General features: G+C 59.6%; 21 protein-coding genes and 1 pseudogene. 11 read left to right on the top strand and 11 right to left on the bottom strand.

The genetic code is table 11. The features are described 5' to 3' along the window. The first annotated feature begins 180 nt into the window (after positions 1 to 180). From CYR32_RS19350 to CYR32_RS19340, 3 genes are read left to right on the top strand one after another with little or no spacing between them, the layout of a single operon-like run. On the top strand, positions 181 to 918 hold the full coding sequence (locus CYR32_RS19350) for a gluconate 2-dehydrogenase subunit 3 family protein (RefSeq protein WP_101826758.1): 738 nt from the start codon (positions 181 to 183) through the stop codon (positions 916 to 918). A 3-nt stretch (positions 919 to 921) separates the two neighbouring features. After that, positions 922 to 2,706, top strand: coding sequence for a GMC family oxidoreductase (locus CYR32_RS19345; RefSeq protein ID WP_101826757.1), 1,785 nt, complete (start codon positions 922 to 924; stop codon positions 2,704 to 2,706). A 10-nt stretch (positions 2,707 to 2,716) separates the two neighbouring features. Continuing rightward, positions 2,717 to 4,039 carry a c-type cytochrome gene (locus CYR32_RS19340; protein ID WP_101826756.1) on the top strand — a complete coding sequence of 441 codons (1,323 nt, stop codon included), beginning with the start codon at positions 2,717 to 2,719 and terminating at the stop codon, positions 4,037 to 4,039. 809 nt (positions 4,040 to 4,848) lie between these two features. Here CYR32_RS19340 and CYR32_RS21510 read toward each other — a convergent pair. Further along, positions 4,849 to 5,223, bottom strand: a complete 375-nt coding sequence (locus CYR32_RS21510) for a hypothetical protein (protein ID WP_146000731.1) — start codon at positions 5,221 to 5,223, stop codon at positions 4,849 to 4,851. A gap of 196 nt (positions 5,224 to 5,419) precedes the next feature. Then, complete coding sequence (locus tag CYR32_RS21505; RefSeq protein WP_146000730.1) at positions 5,420 to 5,818, bottom strand: hypothetical protein; 399 nt, start codon at positions 5,816 to 5,818, stop codon at positions 5,420 to 5,422. A 567-nt stretch (positions 5,819 to 6,385) separates the two neighbouring features. Here CYR32_RS21505 and CYR32_RS21500 point away from each other — a divergent pair. Next, entirely contained in the window at positions 6,386 to 9,394 is a 3,009-nt protein-coding gene (locus tag CYR32_RS21500; RefSeq protein WP_146000729.1) for an autotransporter domain-containing protein, read from the top strand. Between the two features lie 64 nt (positions 9,395 to 9,458). On the opposite strand, the gene CYR32_RS19330 is transcribed toward CYR32_RS21500, so the two are convergent. After that, a complete protein-coding gene (locus CYR32_RS19330) occupies positions 9,459 to 11,654 on the bottom strand; it encodes a beta-glucosidase family protein (RefSeq protein WP_101826754.1) in 2,196 nt (731 codons plus the stop codon). A gap of 163 nt (positions 11,655 to 11,817) precedes the next feature. Here CYR32_RS19330 and CYR32_RS19325 point away from each other — a divergent pair, with 163 nt between their 5' ends. From CYR32_RS19325 to CYR32_RS19310, 4 genes are all read left to right on the top strand, one after another. Then, positions 11,818 to 12,294 carry a GNAT family N-acetyltransferase gene (locus CYR32_RS19325; protein WP_101826753.1) on the top strand — a complete coding sequence of 159 codons (477 nt, stop codon included), beginning with the start codon at positions 11,818 to 11,820 and terminating at the stop codon, positions 12,292 to 12,294. 310 nt (positions 12,295 to 12,604) lie between these two features. After that, positions 12,605 to 13,210, top strand: coding sequence for a DsrE family protein (locus CYR32_RS19320; protein ID WP_101826752.1), 606 nt, complete (start codon positions 12,605 to 12,607; stop codon positions 13,208 to 13,210). Positions 13,211 to 13,364: 154 nt separating this feature from the next. Next, positions 13,365 to 13,799 carry a pyridoxamine 5'-phosphate oxidase family protein gene (locus tag CYR32_RS19315; protein WP_101826751.1) on the top strand — a complete coding sequence of 145 codons (435 nt, stop codon included), beginning with the start codon at positions 13,365 to 13,367 and terminating at the stop codon, positions 13,797 to 13,799. Positions 13,800 to 14,054: 255 nt separating this feature from the next. Continuing rightward, a complete protein-coding gene (locus CYR32_RS19310; protein ID WP_101826750.1) occupies positions 14,055 to 16,679 on the top strand; it encodes a bifunctional diguanylate cyclase/phosphodiesterase in 2,625 nt (874 codons plus the stop codon). Here CYR32_RS19310 and CYR32_RS19305 read toward each other — a convergent pair. From CYR32_RS19305 to CYR32_RS21495, 8 genes are all read right to left on the bottom strand, one after another. Continuing rightward, a complete protein-coding gene (locus tag CYR32_RS19305) occupies positions 16,630 to 18,126 on the bottom strand; it encodes a multicopper oxidase family protein (RefSeq protein WP_101826749.1) in 1,497 nt (498 codons plus the stop codon). The two genes, CYR32_RS19310 and CYR32_RS19305, sit on opposite strands and share 50 nt — an antisense overlap. Before the next feature lie 27 nt (positions 18,127 to 18,153). After that, positions 18,154 to 18,603, bottom strand: a complete 450-nt coding sequence (locus CYR32_RS21780) for a c-type cytochrome (RefSeq protein ID WP_206602467.1) — start codon at positions 18,601 to 18,603, stop codon at positions 18,154 to 18,156. 2 nt (positions 18,604 to 18,605) lie between these two features. Further along, positions 18,606 to 19,034: a c-type cytochrome gene (locus CYR32_RS19295; protein ID WP_206602466.1), complete on the bottom strand. Its 429-nt coding sequence runs from the start codon at positions 19,032 to 19,034 to the stop codon at positions 18,606 to 18,608. After that, positions 19,027 to 19,560 carry a methylamine dehydrogenase light chain gene (locus tag CYR32_RS19290; RefSeq protein ID WP_101826747.1) on the bottom strand — a complete coding sequence of 178 codons (534 nt, stop codon included), beginning with the start codon at positions 19,558 to 19,560 and terminating at the stop codon, positions 19,027 to 19,029. Before CYR32_RS19290 ends, CYR32_RS19295 begins: the two co-directional genes overlap by 8 nt. A gap of 16 nt (positions 19,561 to 19,576) precedes the next feature. Then, entirely contained in the window at positions 19,577 to 20,182 is a 606-nt protein-coding gene (locus CYR32_RS19285) for a redoxin domain-containing protein (RefSeq protein WP_101826746.1), read from the bottom strand. Between the two features lie 13 nt (positions 20,183 to 20,195). After that, positions 20,196 to 20,741: a MauE/DoxX family redox-associated membrane protein gene (locus CYR32_RS19280; RefSeq protein WP_101826745.1), complete on the bottom strand. Its 546-nt coding sequence runs from the start codon at positions 20,739 to 20,741 to the stop codon at positions 20,196 to 20,198. After that, a complete protein-coding gene (locus CYR32_RS19275; protein WP_101826744.1) occupies positions 20,741 to 21,901 on the bottom strand; it encodes an amine dehydrogenase large subunit in 1,161 nt (386 codons plus the stop codon). Before CYR32_RS19275 ends, CYR32_RS19280 begins: the two co-directional genes overlap by 1 nt. 482 nt (positions 21,902 to 22,383) lie before the next feature. Further along, a complete protein-coding gene (locus tag CYR32_RS21495; RefSeq protein WP_146000728.1) occupies positions 22,384 to 22,569 on the bottom strand; it encodes a hypothetical protein in 186 nt (61 codons plus the stop codon). Positions 22,570 to 22,706: 137 nt separating this feature from the next. Here CYR32_RS21495 and proP point away from each other — a divergent pair, with 137 nt between their 5' ends. From proP to CYR32_RS19260, 3 genes and pseudogenes are all read left to right on the top strand, one after another. Further along, the gene (gene proP / locus CYR32_RS19270) at positions 22,707 to 24,212 is read left to right on the top strand and encodes a glycine betaine/L-proline transporter ProP (protein WP_101826743.1); all 1,506 of its coding nucleotides are present in this window, start codon (positions 22,707 to 22,709) and stop codon (positions 24,210 to 24,212) included. Between the two features lie 497 nt (positions 24,213 to 24,709). After that, on the top strand, positions 24,710 to 25,633 hold the full coding sequence (locus CYR32_RS19265; protein WP_101826742.1) for a manganese catalase family protein: 924 nt from the start codon (positions 24,710 to 24,712) through the stop codon (positions 25,631 to 25,633). 245 nt (positions 25,634 to 25,878) lie between these two features. After that, positions 25,879 to 26,062: pseudogene (locus CYR32_RS19260) on the top strand (type VI secretion system tip protein VgrG); the annotation flags it as partial.

Below are 26,062 nucleotides of genomic sequence, written 5' to 3'. Positions count from 1 at the left end.
AAACTGTTCCGGTTATCGCCTTCCCTTCCCAGCCGCCGCGTCTTGTACATTTATTCACCGTAACCACTTAATTTGTAAGATTATATTTAATCCCTCTAAATGCAAAGAAAAGGTAAACAAATGAGAATTTAATGCGGGCTTGTTAATTTTTTGTATTACATAAGTAAGTGAGCGCAGTAAATGTCTAAAAAATTTTCAGGAAACTCCCGCCGGGATTTCTTGTTGAAAACCATTACCCTGGCCCCGGCTGTGGCCATCGGTGCCAGCGGGCTGGGTGCGTTGACCTCCCCGGCTAAAGCGGATGCCGCGGAAGATATCGCGCCGGCCAACCAGAACGCCAAGGATTACACCCCCACCTTCTTTACCGCTGAAGAGTTTGCCTTTATCAAGGCGGCCGTGGCACGCCTGATCCCGGCGGATGATCGCGGCCCCGGCGCACTGGAAGCAGGGGCCCCCGAATACATCGACCGCCAAATGTCGACCCCGTATGCAACCGGTTCCAACTGGTATATGCAGGGGCCGTTCAACCCGGATGCAGACCCGGCGCTGGGCTACCAGCTCCCGCTGGTGCCGCGGGACGTCTACCGCCTCGGGCTGGCGGATGCCGATGCCTTTGCCAAAAAACAGCACGGCAAAGTCTTCGCCGAACTCAACGCAGATCAACAAGATGCAATGCTGAGCCAGATGGAAGCCGGTAAAGCGGACTTCCCGCAGGTGCCGTCAAAAACCTTTTTCGCCATGCTGCTGCAGAACACCCGCGAGGGCTTCTTCAGTGACCCGATGCACGGCGGCAACCAGAATATGGTGGGCTGGAAACTGATCGGTTTCCCCGGCGCACGGGCAGATTTTATGGATTGGGTGGAACGGGGCGAGCGTTACCCCTTCCCGCCGGTATCCCTTCGTGGTGAGAGGGCGTAACAGATGGCAAATGTCATGAAAAAAGTAGATGCGGTGATCGTTGGTTTCGGCTGGGCCGGGGCGATTATGGCCAAAGAGCTGACGGAAGCGGGCCTGAACGTGCTGGCGCTGGAGCGCGGCCCGCACCGGGACACCTACCCGGACGGCGCATACCCGCAGGTGATCGACGAGCTGACCTATAACATCCGCCGTAAGCTGTTCCAGGATCTCTCCAAGAGCACCGTGACCATCCGCCACAACAGCAGCCAGACTGCCCAGCCCTATCGCCAGCTTGCTGCGTTCCTGCCTGGAACCGGTACCGGAGGCGCGGGGCTGCACTGGTCAGGGGTGCATTTCCGCATCGACCCGATGGAACTGCGGATGCGCAGCCACTATGAAGAACGCTACGGCAAGAAATTTATCCCGGAAGGGATGACCATCCAGGACTTCGGCGTCAGCTATGACGAACTGGAACCCTACTTCGACAAAGCGGAGAAAGTGTTCGGCACCTCCGGCAGCGCCTGGAGCATCAAAGGCAAGGTGGTCGGCAAAGGCAAAGGCGGCAACCCGTTCGCGCCTGACCGCTCCAGCGACTTCCCGCTGCCCGCGCAGAAGCGCACCTTCTCCGCCCAGATGTTCGCGCAGGCAGCGGAGTCGGTGGGTTACCATCCGTATGACCTGCCCTCCGCCAACACCTCCGGCCCTTACACCAACCCCTACGGCGCACAGATGGGGCCGTGTAACTTCTGCGGCTATTGCAGCGGCTACGCCTGCTACATGTACTCCAAAGCCTCGCCGAATGTGAACATCTGGCCGGCGCTGCGCCAGGAGCCGAAATTTGAGCTGCGCGCCAACTCCTATGTGCTGCGCGTTAACCTCAGCGATGACAAAAAGCGCGCCACCGGCGTGACCTACGTTGACGCGCAGGGCCGCCAGATTGAGCAACCGGCGGACATCGTGATCCTCGCCGCGTTCCAGTTCCACAATGTCCACCTGATGCTGCTCTCCGGCATCGGCAAACCGTACGATCCGGTCACCAACGAGGGCGTGGTCGGCCGTAACTTCGCCTACCAGAACATCTCCACCATCAAAGCCTTCTTTGACAAAGATGTGCACACCAATCCGTTTATCGGCGCGGGCGGTGCGGGCGTCGGGGTGGATGACTTCAACGCGGACAACTTCGACCACGGCAAATATGGCTTTGTCGGCGGGTCGCCGTTCTGGGTTAACCAGGCGGGCACCAAGCCGATCTCCGGCCTGCCGACCCGCCCGGGCACCCCGGCCTGGGGCAGCAAGTGGAAAGCGGAAGTGGCGGACGTCTACACCCACCACCTGTCGATGGATGCCCACGGCGCGCACCAGTCTTACCGCAGCAACTATCTGGATCTCGACCCGAACTACAAAGATGTCCACGGCCAGCCGCTGCTGCGCATGACCTTCGACTGGCAGGAGAACGACATCAAAATGTCGCAATTCATGCATGGCCGGATGCACAAGATTGCCGAAGCGATGAACCCGAAAGTGATTTCCGGTGCGCCGAAACAGCCGGGCCAGCACTTCGACACCACCATCTACCAGACCACCCACATGAACGGCGGCGCGGTAATGGGCGAAGACCCGAAAACCAGCGCGGTGAACCGCTACCTGCAGAGCTGGGATGTGCATAACGTCTTCGTGCCGGGCGCGTCCGCCTTCCCGCAGGGGCTGGGCTACAACCCTACCGGTACCGTGGCCGCCCTGACCTACTGGTCGGCGCGCGCCATCCGCGATCAGTATCTGAAAAACCCGGGTCCGCTGGTGCAGGCATAAGGAACAAGCCATGAAAAAGATGATTTTTGCCCTGACGCTGGGTGCCATCAGCGTGGGCGCGTGGGCGCAGGACAACGGCGCCGAACAGATTGCGCGCGGCGAATACCTGGCGCGCGCCGGTGACTGCGTGGCCTGCCACACGGCGGCGGGCGGCACCGAGTTTGCCGGTGGCCTGGGGATGAAAACGCCGATCGGCACCATTTACAGCACCAACATCACGCCGGACAAAGAGACCGGCATCGGCGACTACGCGTTTGAGGATTTCGACAACGCCGTCCGCCACGGTATTGCCAAAAACGGCCAGACGCTCTACCCGGCGATGCCCTACCCCTCTTATGCGGTGGTGACTGAAAGTGACATGCGCGCCCTCTACGCCTACTTTATGCACGGCGTGGCGCCGGTGAAGGCCGCCAACCGCGACAGCGACATCCCGTGGCCGCTGTCGATGCGCTGGCCGCTGCGCTTCTGGCGCGGCATCTTTGCGCCGGAGGTGAAAGACTTCCGGCCCGCGAACGGGGAAGACCCGGTGCTGGCGCGCGGCCGCTACCTGGTGGAAGGCCTCGGCCACTGCGGTGCCTGCCATACGCCACGCAGTGTGACGATGCAGGAAAAAGCGCTGAACAACGGCGAAGGCAGTGATTACCTGGCGGGCAGCAACGCGCCAATTGATGGCTGGGTCGCCACCAGCTTGCGCGGTGACAACAAAGACGGCCTCGGGCGCTGGAGCGAAGAGGAGCTGGCGCAGTTCCTGCGCACCGGCCGCAATGACCACACCGCCGCCTTTGGCGGCATGACCAGCGTGGTCGAGCACAGCCTGCAATACCTGAGCGCAGATGATGCCACCGCCATCGCCCGTTACCTGAAGTCACTGCAACCGGCTGACCCGGCCCAACCGGCGTTCAAACCTGATGACACCGTGGCGCAACAGCTGTTCAAAGGTGATGACAGCAAGCCCGGCGCGTCCCTGTATGTGGACAGCTGCGCCGCCTGCCACCGCACCGACGGCAAAGGCTACACCCGATTCTTCCCGGCGTTGCGCGGCAACCCGGTGGTGCAGTCCGACGATGCGACATCGCTGATCCATGTGGTGCTGACCGGCGACACCCTGCCGGGCGTGAACGGCGCGCCGAGCGCCATCACCATGCCCGCCTTTGGCTGGCGGCTGAACGACCAGCAGGTGGCGGACGTGGTGAACTTCATCCGCAGCAGCTGGGGCAATAAAGCGCCTGCGATCACCGCGAAGGATGTCGCGGAGGTGCGCAACGATAAAGACGTGATCACCGACCCGATCATGCTCGGCACTCCGTCGATTGATAAATTGCATGTGAAGTAAATTCTGCCTCTTTTACAAAACCGCCGGACAGTCCCGGTGGTTTTTTATATTTATTTACACCCCTTACGCTTTCTTGACTAAACATCACATCCGATCATAATTAATAAAATCGCCAGGCATTTTTTCTGACAAATTGATTCAGCGCCTGCGAAAATATCATCATTAATAAACACTCAAAATAATTTTATAGTTTAATTATCACGATAATTTTTTAGCACTTTACGACTATAAATAAAAAACATAAAAATCTACACATTACGGCACTACCCTATGGATTCACGCACTTTTATTATTATCTGGATAAATTTCGCCGAAAATAACAGTTTATTTATGGAACCATTTAACCCTATAAATAGTTATCGGGCCAGCTTCTTATTGCTGTGCAGCCATGCGACGCCCGCATCACGAGGAACCACCATGAAAATGAATGAATTAACATCAATCTCTATCGCATTGATTTTTAGTCATCACTGTTTATCAGCCGATGAAATTGGCAATCAAAAACCAGCAGCAGGCTGTCCGACGGATATCGGTAAATTATCGCAGGCGCAACGCGCTGCGCTGCCGTCACAATGCCGGACACCTCCCACGTTTCTGCAACAAAACTGGCCATGGATAGCGGGTGGCGCAGCGGCACTGGCCGTGACTATCGCGGTAATCGCGAATAACAATGATGATGATAGTGATGCCGGCAGCAGCAGTGATAATGGCGGAGATAATGGCGGCGATAATGAAACTCCCATTAATTATGATAATAAAGTAGTTGCGGACGAACCTGGGGAAATTGGCACCTATATTCAGGGTGATGATTATGCGATTACCTTCAACGGAGGAACTGACGCGTCGAACGGCAGTACGGCGTCCAAAATAGACGGCAACAGTAATATTATTAACAATGAGGGTGCCAGCACCGCCACCGGGCAAGGATCTATCGCCACGGATGTGACTGGTAATGAAAATACCATTAATAATAACGGCAACAGCAGCGTTGCGGAGGGCGCAACAGGTACCAATGTCACCGGTGATGATAATACCATTAACAATAATGGCAGCAGCAGCATCACGGATGGAGCAACGGGCACTGATATCACCGGCAACAACAATACAATTAATAACAACGGTGCGACCGACGTCAGTGACGGCAGCACCGGCACCAACGTCAACGGTGACAGCAACAGCGTCATTAATGTAGGCGATTTACACGTCCACAGTACTGACCCTACCCGGCCCAGCCTGGGGCTGGGGATCGCAGGTGACAGTAATGAAGTTAATCAAATCGGCACACTGGAAGTTATTGATTTTTCCACCGGCCTGAAAACTTCCGGCAAAGAGAACCGCGTTAACCTGACGTCACCTACCATGTCCGTCACCGGCTATCAGTCAACGGGCGTGGATGTGCAGGGGGAAGCCAACGCCGTCACCCTGACCGGCAATATGGTAGTCGATAAAGATCAAGCCTCTGCGCTGGCGGCTGATTATTTTTATATCCCGTCTACCGGGATTAAGGTGGGTGGCAGTAATAATAGCGTAGTGCTGGATGGGCATTTGCAGGTGATAGCGGATACGGAAGATGCGGGTCACCAATATTCCAAGAAGGCTGGATCTCAGGAAAATATCAACGGCGCGATTATCAGCGGGAATGGAAATCGGGTGGATTTTTTGAAAGGTATTGAGCTGGTTGGTGAAAAAGATCAAATGAGAGATATTACTGCAGGAGATGCCATCGCTACTGCCCGTACCGGACAGGGTAATACTGCTTTGATCCAGGTTGAGGGGCAATCCTCGATCTATCTCAGCGGTGCTTCCCGCATGAGCGGAGAATTCCCGGCAAACAGCGGCCCATTAATTACATTATCCCAGGGCGCACACCTTGAAATAACGGACGGGGCAACATTTGATAACCGGGATGCCCAGATTACTAACTATAACTTCTTCATGGACCCGAGCAACATCATTTCTCTATCATCTGGAGCGACGGCTGTTACTAAGGGCGAGGTTTTTATAGAAGATATGATATTTATTAAACTCACCGATACAGACTCCGCGATAAATAATGAAGGAAAAGTTGAAATAAACAGAACCAGCAAGTCCCGGGAGATGAAAAGCGGGCCTTTTACTGCGCTGGCGGCGCGGAAGAGTTCCAGTGCAGTAAATGAGGGCACGCTTACCGGCAAAGTCATGAATCAAAATAGTATAATCAATCTCTATCAAGAATATAGCACGACAAATGATTTTTCAGCCAATAGCTCAGTCGCCTCCATAGAGCTTATGGCTGCCGTGGGCACCTCAGCCTCTATTATCAATAACGCTCAGGGTACATTAGAAATGTATGGCAGAGGCGTTGCCATGGAAGCAGGTGATACAGGGCAGGCAGAAAACTATGGCGTCATCAATGCGGATGCGATGTGGAAAAATCCCAATGATCAGACTGAACTTTCCCCAGACATTCCTTCAAATTTAGACCGCAGTTTTGCTATAGGGATGAATGCAGGATTAGATAACTATGCAGGCACCGCTTCCGGTGCGGTCGCAATTAATCGCCAGGGCGGCACGATTACCATTAATAACGCCGGTGCCGGTATGGTGGCGTACGGAACGACGAATCAGGTGATCAACCAGGGCACTATCAACCTGGCTAAAAATGAAAATTACACCGGCAATGAGCCTTTGTCTGGTATGGCAGCGTATGGCGGGGGCACAGCCATTAATGACACCACCGGCATCATTAATATCAATGCCGAAAACGGCGTCGCTTTCTTTTCTGACGGGAATGTTAATAACCGCATTATCAACCGCGGGCAGATTACTCTGGGCGCCGGGGTGCCGGCCACGGCGGATAACAGCGGCAGCGTGACCACACCTGAATTTACTGACGGCACCACCTTAAGCGGCGTGACTACCCTGGCAGAGAGTACGGTTATTCTTGAAGGCAGCACCGTCAGCAACACCGGCACGGTGAACGGCAGCGGCACCCTGCTGGTAGACGGCACCTTGACCAATCAAAGCGGGGCGGTCATTGATGCCCCGGTCAACACCACCGGCACGCTGAATAACGCCGGTACCCTTAACGGCGGCAGTTATGGGGCCAGTACACTCAGTTTCACCGGCGGCACGCTGAATAACAGCGGTACCGTGAACGGCAATATAAGAACCAGCGGCAGCAGCAACCTTGTTAATACCGGCACGCTGACCAAAGGGGCCGACCTTTACGGCAGCAGCACCCTGACCAACCAGGGCAGCATGGTGGCTGACCCGACAGCCGGCAGCGTCAAAGATAAGGGGCTGACCTATATCCGCGATACGTCGCTGTTTTTGAATGACACCAGCGGAACCTTTACCCAGAACACCGCCAACGCGATTTATATCGGCACCCGCGGGACCCTGGTTAACCACGGTACCCTGACCCTCACCAACGGCAATAACGGCGGTGCCGTTAACCTGAACAGTGCCGGTGTCATTATCAACAACGGTACGGCGAACGTGAGCAAAGTCACCTTCGTTAACTCACGTAACGGGCAAACCGCCGCCGACGTTACCGGCTGGTTCTGGAATCAGCCCCAGGGGGCGGTGAATTTTGCCGCCACCGGCACGGGAAACCATAAAATTGCCGTTAACTTCAGCGACGGCAGCAAAAACATGAAGGCGCTTAACGAGGGGACGATCACGCTCAGCGGCAACGGTGCCATCGGCATGAGGGGCAGCCAGAATGCCCAGCTGGTGAATAACGGCACCCTTAACCTCGGCAGTGAAGGCAGCACGGAGACGGGCATGATTGCCATGCAACTTGATGCCGGAGCCACGGCCGACGCGGTGCTGGAGAACAACGGCACTATCAACATCCATGCCGGCAACTCTTACGCGTTCAGCCGCCTCGGCGCAAATGGCCGCCTCGTCAATAACGGCACGGTGAACCTCACCGGGGCAGGCAGCGGCCTGGTGAAAGAGGCCGGGGTCGGGGTCGCCGGGGTTAACGGCAACACGGGGGATAACACCGAAGTACACTACGCCAGCTACACCCTGCCGGTTGACCCGACGGCCCCGGTCGCGCTCAGCCAGTACACCGTGGGCACCCGCGCAGACGGCAGCGCCGGGACGCTGGCCGCCAACCGCGCCGTGATTCAGGATGTGACCGTGGACACCGGCTTTACCGCCGGGACAGCGGCCAAAACCCAGACTTTCGACAACGTGTTTGTCGGCCGGGATATTCAGGGCGAGCAGAACATCACATCCGCCAGCGTGGTCTGGTCAGCGGCAGCCCAGAAAGACGCCGGCGGCAACGTGGATGTGACCATGACCAAAAACGCCTATGCGCAGGTCGTGACGGACGCGGGCGTCAGCAGCATGGCAAAAGCCCTGGACGCCGCCTACACCAACAATGCCCTGTTTAACAGCCTGAACGTGAAGAGTGCCGCTGAGCTTAACAGTGCGATGAAACAGCTCTCCGGCAGCCAGGCACAGCGCGTCGCACGGGATGCGCGGGTACTGAGTACGCGCTTTGACATGCTGGCTGATGCCGCGCCGGTCTCGGCCAACGGGCTGGCGTTTAACGCGGTCGCGCGCGGTGACCAGCGTGCCGAACTGGGCAATGACACCACCTACGACATGCTGGCCCTGCGCCAGCATCTGTCGTTCGCGGGCAACCAGACGCTGGCGCTGGCGTACGGTATTGCCCGGCTGGATGGCAACGGCAGCAACCGCCCCGGGGATAACGGCATCACCGGCGGTTACAGCCAGTTCTTCGGCCTGGCACACACCCTGCCCCTCACTGACAGCGGCCTGAACTGGACGAACGCGCTGCGTTATGACCTGCATAACCTCAGCAGCAACCGCACGGTGCGCTACGGCGACATCAACAAGGTGGCGAGCGCCGACAGCCGCCAGCAGTATCTGGAGCTGCGCAGCACCGGGGAGAAAACGTACACCGTGCAGGAGGGGCTGACGGTCACGCCGTTCGCCGGGCTGAAAATGCGCTATACCACCGGGAGCGGCTACCGCGAACAGGGTGCGGGTGACGTCAACCTGACGATGGGCCGCGGCAGTGAAACCGCCGTGGACTCGGTTATCGGGATGACGCTGGGCTATGCCGGGAAAAACGGCTGGGCGGTGAAGGCCTCGCTGGAGGGCGGCCCGAACCTGAGTTACAACAAAAGCCGCCGTACTGCATCGTTGCAGGGTATGAACGGGCAGACCTTCACCGTGGAGGACGGCCAGCAGGGCGGCGGCCTGAATGGCCTGGCGCAGGCCGGGGTCAGCTACACCCGCGAGAACACCCAACTCGGCATCGACGCCTATAGCTGGCGCGAGGACGGCATCAGCGACCGGGGGCTGATGCTGAATTTCAAACGGATGTTCTGATTGCGTAACATATTAAAAAGCCGCGGTTCGTCGCGGCTTTTTTTATGGCGGAAAACCGGCGCGGTTACTTTTCTGCCACCGGTTGGCCGTTGACCGCCAGCCAGCCTTCCGGCAGGTGCAGGGTGGCGCTCAGGGCGTCATCCATCGCGTGCGCCCCGGCGATCACCTGATAATCCCCGCGGTAGAGGTGCCACTGCACCTTGCCGTTGTCCCAGCGGGCCATCAGGCGCGGGTCGACGTCCACGGCCACTTCCCCGCTCTCCCCGGGTTTCAGCGTAATGCGCTGCCAGCCCACCAGCCGTTTCACAAAGCCGTGGCCGCTGCTGCCGTTGCGCAGGTAGAACTGCGGCGTGTCGGTGGCGGTACGCGCCCCGTTGTTGATGACCGTCATCCGCAGGCGCAGACCGCCGCCGGTGACCGGCTCCACTTTGAGGTTATGGTAGTGGAAGCGGCTGTAGGTCAGCCCGTAGCCGAACGGGAACAGCGGCGTGATCGCCTGGCGCTCATACCAGCGATAGCCGACGTCCGAGCCTTCGATATTGTAATCCACGCGGATAGGCTGCTTCAGCGGCAGCCCCGGCATGGAGGTAGTGCTTTCCGGGTCAGGCATGCCGGGGCGCGGAAGCTGGGACTCGTCTACCGGGAAGGTAACCGGCAACCGGCCGGAGGGCGACACCCTGCCGCTGAGCACGTCGGCAATCGCCTCGCCGCCCCGGCTGCCGGGATACCACGCCTCCAGCACCGCGCCGACCTTCTCCAGCCACGGCATTTTCACCGGCCCGCCGGTCTGCAGCACCACCACGGTGCCGGGGTGCGCCTGCGCCACCGCCGCGATCAGCGCATCCTGGTTCTCCGGCAGGGAAAGGGTCGGCGCATCCACCGATTCCGCCATCCACTGCCAGGCGAAGACGATCGCCACATCCGCCGCCGCGGCTTTCTGCGCCGCGCGTTGCGGGTCGTGCCCGTCATCATACTCAATCTCCGCCTGCGGTAACGCGGCCCGCAGCGCGGCCAGCGGCGCGGAGGGGTGCAGAATGCGTTTGCTGACAAACGCATTCTGGAACGGCGTCGGCAGGCTGACGCTGCCGGGCGGCACCACCTGGCTGGAGCCGCCGCCGGAGAGGACGCCCTTGTCCGCATCGCCGCCGATCACCACAATCCGCCGCACATCCGCGCTGAGCGGCAGGCGTTGCCCGGCATTTTTCAGCAGCACCATGCCCTGCCGGGCCACTTCCGCGGCGACGTCAGCATGGGCAGCCTCATCCACCGGCCGCGGGCGCGGCGGCTGCGCCAGCCCGTCCACCGCGATCAGGCTGCGCACGATGCGGTGCACCATATCATCCAGCCGCGCTTCGGGGATCTGCCCCGTTTCCACCGCTTTTTTCAGTGGTTCGGCGAAGAAGCGCGCTTTATCCAGCTCTTCACCGGACTGCTGATCCAGCCCCGCCATCACCGCTTTTTCGGTGGAGTGGGTCGCGCCCCAGTCAGACATCACCCAGCCCGGGTATGCCCAGTCCCCTTTCAGCACCCGGTTCAGCAAAAAGCTGTTTTCAGACGCATATTCGCCGTTGATCAGGTTGTAGCCCGGCATCACCGACCCCGGCTGACCGCGTTCCAGCGCCAGCTGAAACGCCAGCAGATCGGACTCCCGCGCCGCGGCCTCCTCTATGACCGAGTCCGCCTGCACCCGCCCGGTCTCCTGCGCGTTCAGGGCGTAGTGTTTGACGGTCGAGACCACATGGCGGCTCTGGATGCCCGCCACCGCCTCCCCGGCCATCCGCCCGGTGAGCAGCGGGTCTTCACTCAGGTACTCGAAATTCCGGCCATTGCGCGGCTCGCGGATCAGGTTCATGCCCCCTGCCAGCAGCACGTTAAAGCCTTTGGCGTGCGCCTCTTCCCCCAGCATCTCCCCGCCGCGCCGGGCGAGTTCCGGCGAGAAGGTGGCGGCGCTCATCAGCCCGGAGGGCAACGCGGTGGCGCGGTCATCAGGGCGGATATTGCCGGGGTTGGCGATGCCGAGGCTGGCATCCGTCTCTTGCAAACCGGGGATGCCCAGGCGCGGGATGCCGGGCGTGTAGGCCGCAGAGCCGACCGCCCCGGCGGGTTTACCCTTGCCCGCTTCCAGCGGAAAGCCGAGCGGCGCATGTACCAGCATGATCTTCTCATCCAGCGTCATTTTGCTGACCAGCGCCGCCGCCTGGCGGTCTGCCGGGGCCGAGGCCTGATAGATCATCTCTTCCTGTTGCGCATTGTCCGCCATGTCATCTCCTCTTGTTCGCCACTGTTTTTACACCTGTTTAAAGGGTAGTTAAGCCTGCGTCAGGCGTTGCCTGCTTTTACAAAAACTTAACGGCATATTGCCCTGTTGCGCACGCCCGGCTACTGTCCCATCAGGCTGGTAAGGAAAATCACAAGGGGGAGCAATGGGGATTCGTTTGGCACACGCAGAAGATGCAGAAGAGACCTGGGTTATCCGCAATCTGGCACTGCGCCACGGCTGCCGCGATGTGTATGACGCCGACGCGCTGGCGGCCTTTACGCCGGATGTGATGCCTGCCGGTTACTACCGGGCGATAGAGGAGAACCCGTTTTATGTGATGGAGGCGGAGGGGCGGTTGGTGGCGACCGGGTTTCTGGATTTACAGCAGCAGAGCGTTGAGGCGATCTTTACCCTGCCCGGGCATGAAGGCCGGGGGTACGCCACGGCGATTTTAACGGCGATCAAACAGGAGGCGCAGCGGCGTGGCTTTCCGGGGCTGACGCTCTCTTCCACCCCCAATGCCGCCGGGTTTTACCTGCGCCAGGGATTTACCCGTGTGCGTGACAGCGAATACTTTTCAGCCCGCGCCCGTCGCGCCTACGCCTGTGTGGAGATGCAGTGGGTGGCCGTTGGCCGGTAATCTTACGCGGCGTTGACCCGTTTCAGGGGTGTTGGCTGGTTTTATTCGGAAAAGTTACCTATCAGATAAATTTACCACTTTTTTACACAACTTTACCCTGAAAGGCCGCCCGTCCGGCCTTGGGTTTTTTCGTCCAATAAGCGCTGATTATGTATCCCTCTAATCTTATTCTGATTCTTTTCCAGACTGATTAATGTCGCAAATCACTGTGCTATAAATCCCCCCACACTCGTACCGGGCTACCGACCGGCAGGCTCATTGGCTGCCGGAAAACGCTTGTGCCCTGCTTATTATTTCCCTGGAGAAAACTATGCGTCTGGCTTCTACCTTAATCACTGCTGCCATCGTCAGCGCCGTCGTCAGTGCCGCTGTGATGAAAACCCCGGCCCTGGTCGACAAATACCACGCCATGACCGCCCCGAAAGATGACCCGGCGTTCTGGGTGACGCCGACCATCGAAGGGTACGGCCCGGTTCACAACTTTGACAACGTGGCCTACAAGCCGACCGCCGGGAATGGCGACCCGTACAAGATCGTCTTCTTTGTGAACAAGCAGGAAGTCGGCCCGGCACAGATCAACGAAGGGCTGGATCGCGTTGCGCGCGCCGTGAACCTCTATGTCGGCTCCGGTGTGCCGCTGGACCAGCTGAAATTCGTGGCTATCCTCACCGGCGGCGCGACCCCGGCCACCCTGAATAACGAGCAGTACCACAAGATCAACGGCATCGATAACCCGAACCTGCCGCTGATTGAGAAGCTGCGCAAGGCAGGCGTGGATGTCTCGGTGTGTGACCAGTCCGTGGCGGCCCACCACTTCGACACCTCCTGGGTGGACAAAAGCGTGACCCAGGCGCTCTCCGGCCTGACCACCGTCACCGTGCTGGAACACCAGGGCTACACCTTCATGCCGTTATAAGGCGCAGGCCCGGCGGCGCGCCCTGTGCCGCCGGGCTTTTCCCGTTCTCTGCCGCACGTTATACCTTTTCGTTGTAAGCCCGCTGTTGGACACGGCTATTTTCGTCTACTAGCCTTTAATAACGTGACCAATAACAGATAAACAGGAGTTTACGATGAGCCAGGTCAGCCTTTCCCAGTTGTCCAAAGCGATTAAAGATATCGATTACGCGATGTTCTCTACCCTGAGCGAAGGCGGTACCATCGCCAGCCGCCCGATGAGCAACAACCGTAATGTGGAATACAACGGCGACGCCTACTTCTTTACCACGGAAGATAACCAGATCGTCGCGGATATTGAAAACGACGCCACCACTACGCTGAATTATGTCACCGCCAAATCCTCGGATAAGCCCAGCCTGTTTATCGCCATCCAGGGGGAGTCTGCGCTGATCCGTGAGAAAGAGGCGCTGAAAGAGTACTGGACGCCGGACGTGGAAAAATGGTTCCCGCAGGGCATCGACACGCCTGACCTGCTGTTAATTAAAGTGACCGCGCAGCGCATCAGTTATTGGGATGACCAGAATAACCATCAGGAAATCTCCCTCTGACAGCAGGGTAACCTGTGAAGGCCGGGGTTGCCCGGCCTGCTTCCCGCGTTATTTCCGTGGGGTTTGCGTTAAGTCGCGGTGTATTTCCCCGTGCCGTGACAGGGTAATTTGAGATAGTTTTCGCCGGTGTTTTTTCCCGCCGCAGCACGCGCCTGATTCTAAACCAGAAAAAATAATTCCCCCGGTAAACTTTCAACCTTTTTCTGCCCGGGCCGATAACGATCGGTGAAGCCCCATGACAGGAAAAGACCCCGAATGCTGCCATTTTCAGCCGACCCTGATACCTCCACACCCGTGGTGAGTTATTTTATGCTGCCCCAGCGGGCGATAAAAAAATTTGCCCTGCTGAGCGGCCTGCTTTTTCTGATCACCTGCGCCGCGCTGTTTTATATCGTCTGCCAACAGAACAGCCGGCAAATTGAACACAGTAAAGTCGATGTCGTGAAAGCGATGCAGAATTTACAGGACAAAGTCGGCACCGTATTAAAAGATTACGCCTTCTGGGGGGATGCTTACCGCAATACCCAACAGACGATTAATCTCGACTGGGCTTACGCCCGCGATAATATCGGCCCGTCGCTGTTTGCCCAATATAATCTGGAAGGGGTGTTTATTGTGACGCCCGATCTCCAGACCCGGTACGCGTTAATTAACGGCAAAATTTCGCAACAGCAGGCCGCGACCTGGCTGACAGGCGACCTGAAACGCCTGGTTAAACTGGCGCAGGCGAGATCCGCCGAAGACAGCTATGCCTCGGACTATTTTTTAATTAACGGCGACCCGGCGATTGTCTCGGCGGCGGTGATCCGGCCTGACAGCAGTTACACCGATTACCCGCACCTCTCGGTACTGATCTACGCCTTTGTGCTGGACGCCGATAAGCTGAAATCCCTCGACCGCGATTTTGACCTGCATAACCTGCGGCTCGATACCACCACGCCCGGCGAGAACCTGCGGGAGCCGTTTATTACCCTGAGTTCCAGCGGCGGCACCCCGTTCAGCCTGCGCTGGGACGCGGAGTACCCCGGCAACGATCTGCTGAAAACCATTTTCCCGCTGCTGATCCTGCTCGCGACGCTGTTCTGCCTGGCGTTTAACCGCCTCAAGGCGCGGCTCTACCACGCTGCGAAACGGCTTGATGCCATCCAGCTTTCGCTGACGATCAGTGAAGAGCGGCTGCGCCATGTGATTGAGGGCAGCTCCGACTGGATCTGGGAGACCAACGCCCGGCAGGAGCTGATCTACCTCTCTGACCGCTTTGTCTGCATGACCGGCTACACCGCCGCGGAGTGGCTGGGCAAGCCGTTCCACCAGCTGATCAACTACGATCTCGACGCCTTTGAGAAGGGCGCGTTTGACGCCGACAGCAGCCACGGGATGCGCAAGCCGCTGCCGTGCCGGCTGAAAAACCGCATCGGCCTGACGCGCCATTGCAGCCTGTCGGTGCGGGCGATCCTTTCGGGCCACCGGGTCGTCGGCTACCGCGGCACGGTGTGTGACATCACGGAAGAGGTGGAGGCGAAAGCGCATATCGAATACCTGTCACTGCATGACAGCCTCACGGGGCTGGCCAACCGCAGCCATATGCAGAACTTTTTACAGGCCAGCCTCGGCGTGATGCCGGAGGCCAAAAAGATGGCGGTGCTCAGCCTCGACCTCGACCGTTTCAAGCCGATTAACGACACCCTGGGCCATGCGGCGGGCGACCAGGTACTTAATGAGATCGCTGCCCGGCTGAAAAAGTGCATCCGCCAGTGCGATCTGGTGGCGCGCATGGGCGGGGACGAGTTCATCATCCTCGCCATTGAGCCGGGCACCCGGCAGAGCACCGAGAAGCTCTGCCGCCGCATTATCGACGCGATCAACGCCACCATCGTGATTGGCGAACATGAACTGAGCGTCGGGGTCAGCATCGGCATCGCCTTCTGCCCGGAGAACGGCACCCTGGCCAACGATTTGCTGCGCTACTCCGACATCGCCCTGTATGAGGCCAAATCGGCCGGGCGCAACAACTGGAAGTTCTACGTCAATGAGATGAACGAGCGCATTCTCGAGCGCCGCCAGATAGAGACAGATTTACGGCAGGCGTTACGCCGTCACGAATTCTTCCTGGAGTTCCAGCCGCGCTTTGAACTGAACGGGATGCGCGTGGCCGGGGCGGAGGCGCTGATCCGCTGGAACCACCCCAGCCGGGGGCTGCAAAGCCCGGCGAACTTTATCTCGGTGGCGGAAGAGACCGGGCTTATCGTGCCGATCAGCGACTGGGTGATGCTCTCCGCCTGCCGGGAAGCGACCCAGTGGGAGGATGACTTTATTATCTCGGTCAACCTGTCGCCGGTGGAGTTCTATTGCGGCGACCTGATCGCCCGCGTCAGCAACGTGTTGCAGCAGACCGGCATCCGCCCGGCGCGGGTCGAGCTGGAGATCACCGAAAGCGTAATGATGGAAGACGCGGAGCAGGCGCTGGTGATTATGCAAGGGCTGAAGGCGCTCGGCATCCGCCTGTCGATGGATGACTTCGGCACCGGCTATTCCTCCCTGAGCTACCTGCGCCTCTACCCGTTTGACGGCCTGAAAATCGACCGCAGCTTTATCGCCAACCTCGACGGCAGCCAGAGCAGCCAGGCGATTATCCAGTCTGTGGTCGGGCTGGGCCGGGCGATGTCCCTGACGGTGACCGCCGAAGGGGTCGAGACCTCCGCCCAGCTTGACGAGCTGTTGCGCGTCAACTGCCACCAGGCGCAGGGCTACCTGCTCGGCAAACCGATGAGCGTCGAGGCGCTGAAAACGCTGATGGCGATGCCTGCCGGGCGCGGCACCCCCGGCGCGCTCAGCTCACCTTCAGCATCCCCATCATGCCCAGCTCTTCATGCTCAATGATGTGGCAGTGGTACATGCGCATCCCCGGCGTTTCCTGCCGCATCAGCAGCCGGACAATTTCGCCGGGGCGCAGGTTCACGGTGTCTTTCCACGCCAGACAGGCCGGGGCGCTTTTCTTGCCGAGGTACTGGCGCTCGATCACCTGGAACTGGCCGCCGTGGATATGGAACGGGTGATCCATGGTCGTGGCGTTGATGATCTCCCAGCGGTCCACCACCCCGGCTTTGCTGGTGAGGTCAACCCGCGCCATGTCGAAACTTTTGCCGTTGATCAGGAAGGCGCGCGGCGGCGTCTGCCCCTTGTTCTTCATGATGTCGGCCATTTTTTCCATCATCACCGCGCGCAACAGGTTGCCCGGCTCGCCCAGCGGCGCGATGGTGCGCAGGGCGACGCCCTCACTCACCGGCTGCGGTGCCGCCTGATAAGTGACGGTGGCGATCTCCAGGGCAGCCTGCGGTGGCGGTGACATCATCGGGTGGCGGTTATAGGGCAACAGGCTGAGTGTGCTGTGGCCGTCTGCGCCGGTGACCAGCACCTCCATCCGCTCGCCGGGGGCGAGCAGGATCGCCGCCTGCGCCGGCAAGACTTTCTCCAGCAGGCCGCCGTCACTGCCGACCGGGACGAACTCACACCCCGGCAGCGACAGGTTGAGATAACGCGCCGGGCACATGTTCCAGATCCGCACCCGGTGGGTGGTGCTGAGGGCGAGGGCCGGGCGATACTGACCATTGATCAGCACGTTCTCCCCTTCCCGCCCGTCCACCCAGTCACCGTAGCTGTGCGGCGGGATCTGCGCCTGCGCATCGAGCCGCAGGTCGCTGATCGCCCAGTGCTGCTCCGGCAGCGCCGCCAGCGGATCGCCCGGCGCACGCACGATAATCGCCCCGGCCAGCCCGCGGGCGATCTGCCCGGAGACGCCCTGGTGCGGGTGCGGGTGATACCAATAAGAACCGGCGCTGCCCGGCGGCAGGGTGAAGCGGTAAACGCGGGTGCCGCCCGGCGCGACCGGGTCATCCGGCCCGCCATCCTGATCGGCCGGCACCGGCAGGCCGTGCCAGTGGATAGTGCTCGGCTCCGGCAGGCGGTTAATAAAGGTGAGGCTGACCTCCATGCCCTCTTCCAGCTCAATCAGCGGGCCGGGCAGTGACTGGTTATAGCGCCAGCAGGCGGTGGCGGGGCCATCCGTGGTGAGCTGGGCGCTGCCCGGCTCTGCCACCAGCGTGCCGCTGAAGGTGCCCGGTTTGGTGGCCTCGTTGCGCAGCCGCGGTAACGGCAGCAGCGCCTGCCCGGCGGGCAAACGGCCGGCGGGCAGCAGGGCCGGGGTCTCTGTGGCGGCGACCGGCGCGGCGTGGTCCATCACCGCATGGGGGTGGGCCATCAGCGTGCGCGGCAGACTGCCTGCCGCCAGTGCCGTCAGGCCGCATTTCAGAAAATGGCGTCGATGCATAAAGGGTTCCAGAGCGTGTCCGGCCACTCAGGGCCAGGGGTAATCGGCAGTTTTCATGCCCTCTTTCAGGTAGCGCTTCACCAGCTGCCGCCGGTATTTCACCACATCCGCGACCGGGGTGTCGCGCAGGGTTTTCACCTCCTGCGGCGTAAACGCCGGATAACCCTGCGGATCGCCCCATTTCTCATTCAGGAAGTTCATCAGCTCGGCGAGCTGGGCATTGTCCAGGCTGGAGGCGACGATGCCCGGCACATGCATCAGGTAGAGCCGCCCGGCCGGGTCGTTGGTGAAGGTACCGAGGAAGCCGGGCAGCGGGGGAATGCCCCCCGCGACTGAGCCGGAGCCGTCCATATCGTGGCAGCCGGAGCAGCGCAACACGTAATTCTGCCACGGCGTGTTCTTTTCAGCCTGGGCAAAGAGCGGCAGCAGCGACAGCAGCAGCACGCCCCAGCCTGTGCGTCTCTGTTTGCCCGGCATGCTTACCCCCCGTTCCTGAGTTTGCGCAGCGCCGCGTGCTCCGGCGGGTTCGCCTGGTACTGGGTGATCAGCGCCGCGGAGGGGCCGTCCCCCGCCTGGTTCACCTCGTTCAGCACATAGTGGGTGATCTCCACCAGCGTGGCGGTGTCGAGGTAGCCCAGCGGCGGCATCACCAGCCCCTCATAGGTGCTGCCTTTGGACGTCAGCGTGCCGCTCATACCGCCGGTGACCACCCCGGCGATATAGGCCTGCCGGTTGTCGCCCAGCGTTTTCCACAGATCGGCATTGTGCAGCGGCGGGGCCAGCCCCTCGATCCCTTCGGCATCCGCGCCGTGGCAACTGGCGCAGTTCTCCTCAAAGGCGGCGTGGCCGTCCGCCCAGGCCGCAGGCGCGCAGAGCAGCAGCGCGGCGAGCATCAGCGGTTTACTCATTGGCGACCCCCACCAGTGTCGCCACCGTGCAGTGGTAGCCTTTGTTGGTATTCGCCATGCACCAGTTGATGTCGTTGTGCAGCCCCATGCGGTAGCCGGGGCGCTCGCCCTGGCTGGTGAAGCAGCTGGTGGAGTTCGCCACCGTGGCCTTGCCGCAGCAGTCGTTATAGGAGACGAGGTAGTCCTTTTTGTCATGCGGGTTGCGGCAGGTGCCGACCCACGCCACTTTGGAGGCCTCCGCGCCGGGCGGGCAGCTGGTCATGCTGCCGCCGGAGGTAGAGCAGAGGTTGCCGTCCAGCGCGCAGTAGCGCCAGTAGTCACAGGAGGCCGGGTCATCGGCCGGGGCGGCGGCAAACGCCTTGCCCATGGAGCGGTCAAACGGCAGCAGCGGCATCAGCCCGGTGCCGACCAGCACCGCGCCCGTTTTGGCGAGGAAGCTGCGCCGCCCCAGCCGCCGGGCCGAATCGCGCATTTTGCGCTCGGAAAGCGCATCAAGGGATGCGAGTAAAGAGGTCAGAAATTTCATCATAGTCTCCTGCCAGTTAAGGGTTCGCGGTCAAAGATGGCTTGCGGCTGTAGGCCTGGATCGATTCGATGCCGCTCTCGTGGGCGTTAAACAGGCTTTCGAACTGCTCCCGGCTGTTGATCAGCCCTTTGGCGGTGATGATGCCCTGCGGGCTGATCAGCACCGAGAACGGCAGTTTCGCCACGCGCCACGCCATGCCCAGCTCCTGCGACAGCACATAGGGAATGTCGCCAAGCTGCTGCTGCTGGATAAACGCGCGCTGTTTTTCACTGTCGCCGTCACTGGCGAGGATGATATTCAGCCAGGCACCTTCGGCGCGGCGCAGGTTTTTCACCACCGGCAGCAGCGTTTTGCAGATCGGGCAGGTCGGCGAGAGGAAGAACACCAGCGTGCTTTTCGGCTGCACACCGCCAATCGCCACCGGGCCGTGGTTCAGGCTTTGCAGCGTAAACTGCGGGGAGGCGTCGCCTATCGCCGGGCCGTTGTCATTGATCATCGCGCCCACCGGCGTGATGCGCTCAAACAGCACCCCCACCTGCCGCGACAGGGCAAAGAAGGCGACAATCAGCACGGCCACCAGCACCGTCAGCAGCGCCAGCATAAAAAGGATCAGGGTCGTCATGGGCACCTCAGGGTCAGGGGTTAACAGCGTCCGGGGTTAAGGCGGCGCGCAGGCTGTGCAGGCGCAACAGTTGCTCAAGCAGCTGGTAGCTGGCCCACAGCAGCACGCCGCCGACCATCGCCACCGCCAGGTTGGGCAGGGCCACCGGCGCGTGTCCGGTCAGGGCGGCCAGCGCCGCCAGCGCCAGCAACAGGCCGTTGCGCACCACCAGCAGCCGGGAGAGCGGCTGGGCCACGCCGCCGCAACCGCAGTCGATGCGGCGTTTGCCGCGGCGCAGCGCCAGCAGCATCACGCCGCCATAGAGCGCCAGCAGCGCGCCCATCAGCACCAGCCCCGTTTGCGAGGCCGCCGGGATCAGCGCCAGGGCAATCGCCAGTGCTTCGGCACCCGCCAGCAGCCGGGTCACCGGCAGCGTCAGGCGCGGCGGCAGCACGCCGTAATCCGCCACGTAGCCGGAGAAGCGCCGCAGGTCGCTGAGCTTATGCAGCGCCGCCTGGCTGAACAGCAGCGTCAGGAAGGTGAGCACACTGACGTGCAGCATGCCGGAGAGGGCGGCCATCAGTTATCCACCCGCAGCATCACGTTGAAATCCCCCAGCCCCTTCACGCTGCCCTGCTTTTTGGCAGTGACGTTTTTATCACTGCTAAAGTGGTATTGGGTGACCGTGCCGCCCTCGCCCTCTTCATTGTCTTTGAGGGTAAAGAGCTGCGGCTGCGCCGTGTTGCTGACCGCCAGCGCGATCGGGTTATCCACTTTGAAGCGCGTCACCACCTTGTGGCTCGCCATGTCGATGCCCCACACCTCTTTGGCCGCATCTTTGTGGCTGCCCTCTTTGCCGTTGGGGTGCATGGTGACGAACATCAGGTTGGTGGGTTTGTTATAGGCGAGCACCTGGAAGCCGCCCGGCACCCAATGGCCCTTGATGCCCTGGGTATAGCTGAACGTCTCCTGCAAGGTGGCGGTGGCCTCTTTGTCCGACACCACCACCATGTTGCCGGTGAAGGAGGTGAACATCAGGCGGTCGCCGTCCCGCTGCGCGGCGATGAACAGGGCATCTTTGTCGCTGTCGAACAGTTTCGCGCTTTTGGCGGCCTGGTAGTTCTTCTCATCGTCAGCGATCTGGTAGGTCGCGATAGTGCCGTCCCCGCAAAGGGCGCTGAATTTCCCCGGCTGCTGCGAGGGGTAGATCCCCCAGCACCCCGGTGTCGGCACTTCCAGCAGGTGCTGGCCGGTCGCCAGGCTGATCACAGAGACCGAGGCGGCCGGGGTGGCGTTCTGCACAAAGGCGTATTTATCCCCGGCCGAGAGCTGGAAACTGTTAATTGACGGCGCAACCTGCGCCATTTTCGGCAGGGTTTCCATCTCTTTGATTTGGCTTAACGTGGCGATGTCAAAATCCTGCACCACGGCATCGGTCGGGCCGGACATAATTCGTTTGGGATAGACAGAGGCGGTATAAAGCTGTTTTTTATCCTGCGACAAGGTGAACTGGCTGATTAACCCGGCGGAGATATTTCCTTTGGTGGAGAGGTCATCGGCAGAGAGGACGGTAATGGTGCTCGCCCCTTTCCAGTTCTGGTCCAGCACATAAATATTCGGGCCGGGCGCAATATTTTTTTCTACGCTGATGCGTTCCGGTTTAAAGGGTTCGGCGGCCTGACTGGGGGTGAGGGTTATACTGCCTAAGAGGGTACACAACGCTATCGAACTATATCGCATAAAGGCTCCGGTTCAGTCATTGTTTGCTGAAAAAGCCTTTGCAACCCCTGTGCCAGTTTTTTACGGCCTTTACCCTTCAGGCAGCGCGCGGGCCTCGCCCGGCAGTAGGATCAGCCTTGCTGAAAAACCTCACCAAAAATGTGCAAACCCGTGGTTATTTATTAAAAGCCGCACCATAAGCAGGCTAAGAAAAACCTCAGCCATTGATTTAACGGTATTTTATTCCTGATAACGTCAGAAACCTAAACCCAGCACGATAAAAAAAGATCGCTCAATGACCACGCACTATCCGCCCCTGTGACGCAGAAAAGACGTCACCGTTATGGGGCACTTTTTTACGCTTTTTTACCCTTCTTCCGGCAGCCGGCGCGGGGTCAGCAGGGGTGAAAATAGAGGGGCCGGGCGGGTGGCGTCAGGGGAAATATATTCCTTCACTCAGCCTGGCGAATAACGGCTGTTAATTTCCGTTATGGTGCAACCGGTTATAAATAATCGCCGCGCTGCCGTGGGAATATAATGCTGTGCGCCCCTGCGGCAGGGAAAGCGGCGCGGTAAATACCCACTAACGCTGGGCCTACCCTTTTTTTATGCTGCGCCGACATCGGCAGGATAATGGCCAGACCGCCGGACAGCGGATTGCGCTGTGTATTAATTGCCCGATCAGCCATTTATTTCGCTTTTTCGCTTATACATTAACCGTTAAAACCCCATTTACTGTCGCTGTAGTCTATCCTTCTGTTATAAAAGATCGTGCGTCAACGGAAACAATAAACCTTGATAACCATAAAAACAGGTCCTCTCTGCTATGAAGCTTCGTAAGAAACAAGTAAAGCCTATCGGCTTGAAGGACGTAACCATCATTGATGATGCGAAGTTACGAAAAGCCATTACCGCAGCCTCCCTGGGTAACGCCATGGAGTGGTTCGATTTTGGGGTCTACGGGTTTGTGGCGTACGCCCTCGGCCAGGTCTTTTTCCCCGGTGCCGATCCCGGCGTCCAGATGATCGCCGCGCTGGCGACCTTCTCCGTACCCTTCCTGATCCGCCCGCTGGGCGGCATGTTCTTCGGTACCCTGGGTGACAAATATGGCCGCCAGAAAATCCTGTCGATTACCATCGTCATCATGTCCGTCAGTACTTTCTGTATCGGTTTAATCCCCTCTTACGCCTCGATAGGTATCTGGGCGCCCATCCTGCTGCTGCTGGCAAAAATGGCGCAGGGCTTCTCGGTCGGCGGCGAATACACCGGTGCCTCGATCTTTGTGGCGGAGTACTCCCCTGACCGCCGCCGCGGCTTTATGGGCAGCTGGCTCGACTTCGGCTCGATTGCCGGGTTTGTGCTCGGCGCGGGCCTCGTGGTGATTATCTCCGCCGTGATCGGCGAAGAGCGCTTCCTGGACTGGGGCTGGCGTCTGCCGTTCTTCCTCGCGCTGCCGCTGGGCATCATCGGCCTCTACCTGCGTAACGCGCTGGAAGAGACCCCGGCGTTCCAGCAGCACGTGGACAAGCTGGAACAGGGCGACCGCGAAGGGCTGCGTGACGGCCCGAAAGTCTCGTTTAAAGAGATCGCGACCCGCCACTGGCGCAGCCTGCTGGCCTGTATCGGCCTGGTGCTCTCCACCAACGTCACTTACTACATGCTGCTGACCTACATGCCGAGCTACCTGTCGCATAACCTGCACTATGCGGAAGACCACGGCGTGATGATCATCATCGCGGTGATGCTGGGGATGCTGTTTGTACAGCCGGTGATGGGCCTGCTGAGTGACCGCTTCGGCCGCCGCCCGTTTGTGATTGGCGGCAGTATCGCGCTGCTGCTGCTGGCAGTGCCGTGCTTTATGATGATCACCAGCCACACCACCGGCCTGATCTTCTGCGGCCTGCTGCTGCTGGCGGTGATCCTGAACGCCTTTACCGGCGTGATGGCCTCTTCCCTGCCGGCGATGTTCCCGACCCACATCCGTTACAGCGCGCTGGCCAGCGCCTTTAACATCTCGGTGCTGATTGCAGGCCTGACCCCGACCGCCGCCGCGTGGCTGGTGGAAGCGACCGGTGACCTCTATATGCCGGGTTACTACCTGATGGTGGTGGCGCTTATCGGCCTGGCGACCGGCCTCTTCATGAAAGAGACCGCCAACAAGCCGCTGCGTGGCGCAACCCCGGCCGCGTCTGACCTCAGCGAAGCGAAAGAGATCCTGCGCGAGCACCATGACAACATCGAGAGCAAAATCGAAGACATCAATGAGCAGATTGCTGCCCTGGAAGCCAAGCGTTCCAACCTGATCCAGCAGCACCCGCGCATCAACGAATAATCTTCCCTTTACCTTCCCAGCCTGTGGCATCCTGCCACAGGCTTTTTTTTGCCCGGGCAAAGCTGTACAGGCCGCTTATCAGCGTATAAATTTGTGCAATATTCAGACAATTTTCTTAACGAAATCCTTAAAAATCCTCACGCCTGAGACGCATCAATAAAAAATAATCAATTTATTCAAATGATTATGTTGAACCAAAGCAGGCCACCTCATTTTTTATCTTCTTTTTTCTTTTAAGAAATATCTTAATTGATGATTTCTTCATCGCATTTCTCCTCAGCGCTGCCCGCCGGCTTCTATAACTTATACGTGTTGTGCGCCCGGCCAGCATGTCAACCCGGCCGTTACGGCGCACGCTGACACAGTTCTGCCCCTCCCTCCGCGACGGCTTCAGCCGTGGCCGGAGCCTTTATGTGAGCACCTCGTTTATATCAGCACCACAATGCGGTTTTCAGGCACGCCCATGAAACCGATCACCCGAACATTGAGGATGGCGAATGTTTAAACATGTGAAATCACTTCAATACACCGTCCGTGTCGCCGAGCCGAACCCCGGCCTTGCCAACCTGTTGCTGGAACAGTTTGGCGGGCCGCAGGGCGAGCTGGCCGCGGCCTGCCGCTACTTCACCCAGGGACTGGGCGACGATGACCCGGGGCGCAAAGACCTGCTGCTGGACATCGCGACCGAAGAGCTGAGCCACCTGGAGATCATCGGCACCATCGTTGCCATGCTGAACAAAGGTGCCAAAGGCGAGCTGGCCGAAGGCACCCAAAATGAAGCCGACCTTTACCGCTCCCTGACCGGCAACGGCAATGACAGCCACATCACCAACGTGCTGTATGGCGGCGGGCCGCCGCTGATCAACTCTGCCGGCGTGCCCTGGACGGCGGCCTACATCGACACCATCGGCGAGCCAACAGCCGACCTGCGTTCCAATATTGCCGCCGAGGCCAGGGCTAAAATCGTCTATGAACGCCTGATCAACCTGACGGATGACGTCGGCGTACGTGACGCCCTCTCCTTCCTGATGACGCGTGAAGTGGCGCACCAGCTTTCGTTTGAGAAAGCGCTCTACGCCATCCGCAACAACTTCCCGCCGGGCAAACTGCCGCCGGTGCCGGAGTTCGCCAACACCTACTTTAATATGTCGGGTGAAGGGGAAGTGCGCGGCAGCTGGAACTCGGATGAGAACTTCAACTACGTGGCCGACCCGCAACCGGCGGTGGACGGCGGCGACGGCCTGGCCGTGCTGACTATTCCGGAAGACCAGAAAGTGGACTACGAGGTGATGGCGCAGCGCACCCAGTCCGACCCGACGGTCAACCCCACTACCGGTGCCGAACTGGGTGCCACGTCAGTGGCCGGCACCGGCACCAGCCAGCAAAAAGATGCCAGTGACCCGAACCTGCCGCCGATTTGAGGCGAGCCGCTGAAAGCAAAAAAGGCATACCGGGAGGTATGCCTTTTTTGTCACAACGCCTCTCTTCTTTATTCGTTTTACCCGTTTCATTCATCACTCTGCTAAATACCTCCCCTTTAACCCATAATATCTTTGTATTTCATATGCTTATTTTTCTATGCTATGTTGCTCAGCGTTGTTTTTTTTCTCCACTTTCTACAACGCTTGATGCCGGGCGTTCTGCCCCGGCATACGCAGGGAGCCTTATGAACACCTCTACCCCGCCGATATTCTTTGACCACCGCCACCATCTGCTGCGTGTGCGCGGCTGCACCGCTGAGCTGGACATCCTGGGCCTGAGCAGCGAGGAGGCGCTGAGCCTGCCCTTCTGTTACCGCCTGACCTTTACCAGCCCCGATAAGGCCCTTGACCCCGCTGCGTTCCTGATGC

The sequence above is a fragment of the Chimaeribacter coloradensis genome, assembly GCF_002858715.1.
GTDB classification, from domain to species: domain Bacteria; phylum Pseudomonadota; class Gammaproteobacteria; order Enterobacterales; family Enterobacteriaceae; genus Chimaeribacter; species Chimaeribacter coloradensis.
Note: the sequence above shows the minus strand (reverse complement) of the source record. Positions and strands in the feature narration are given on the sequence as shown.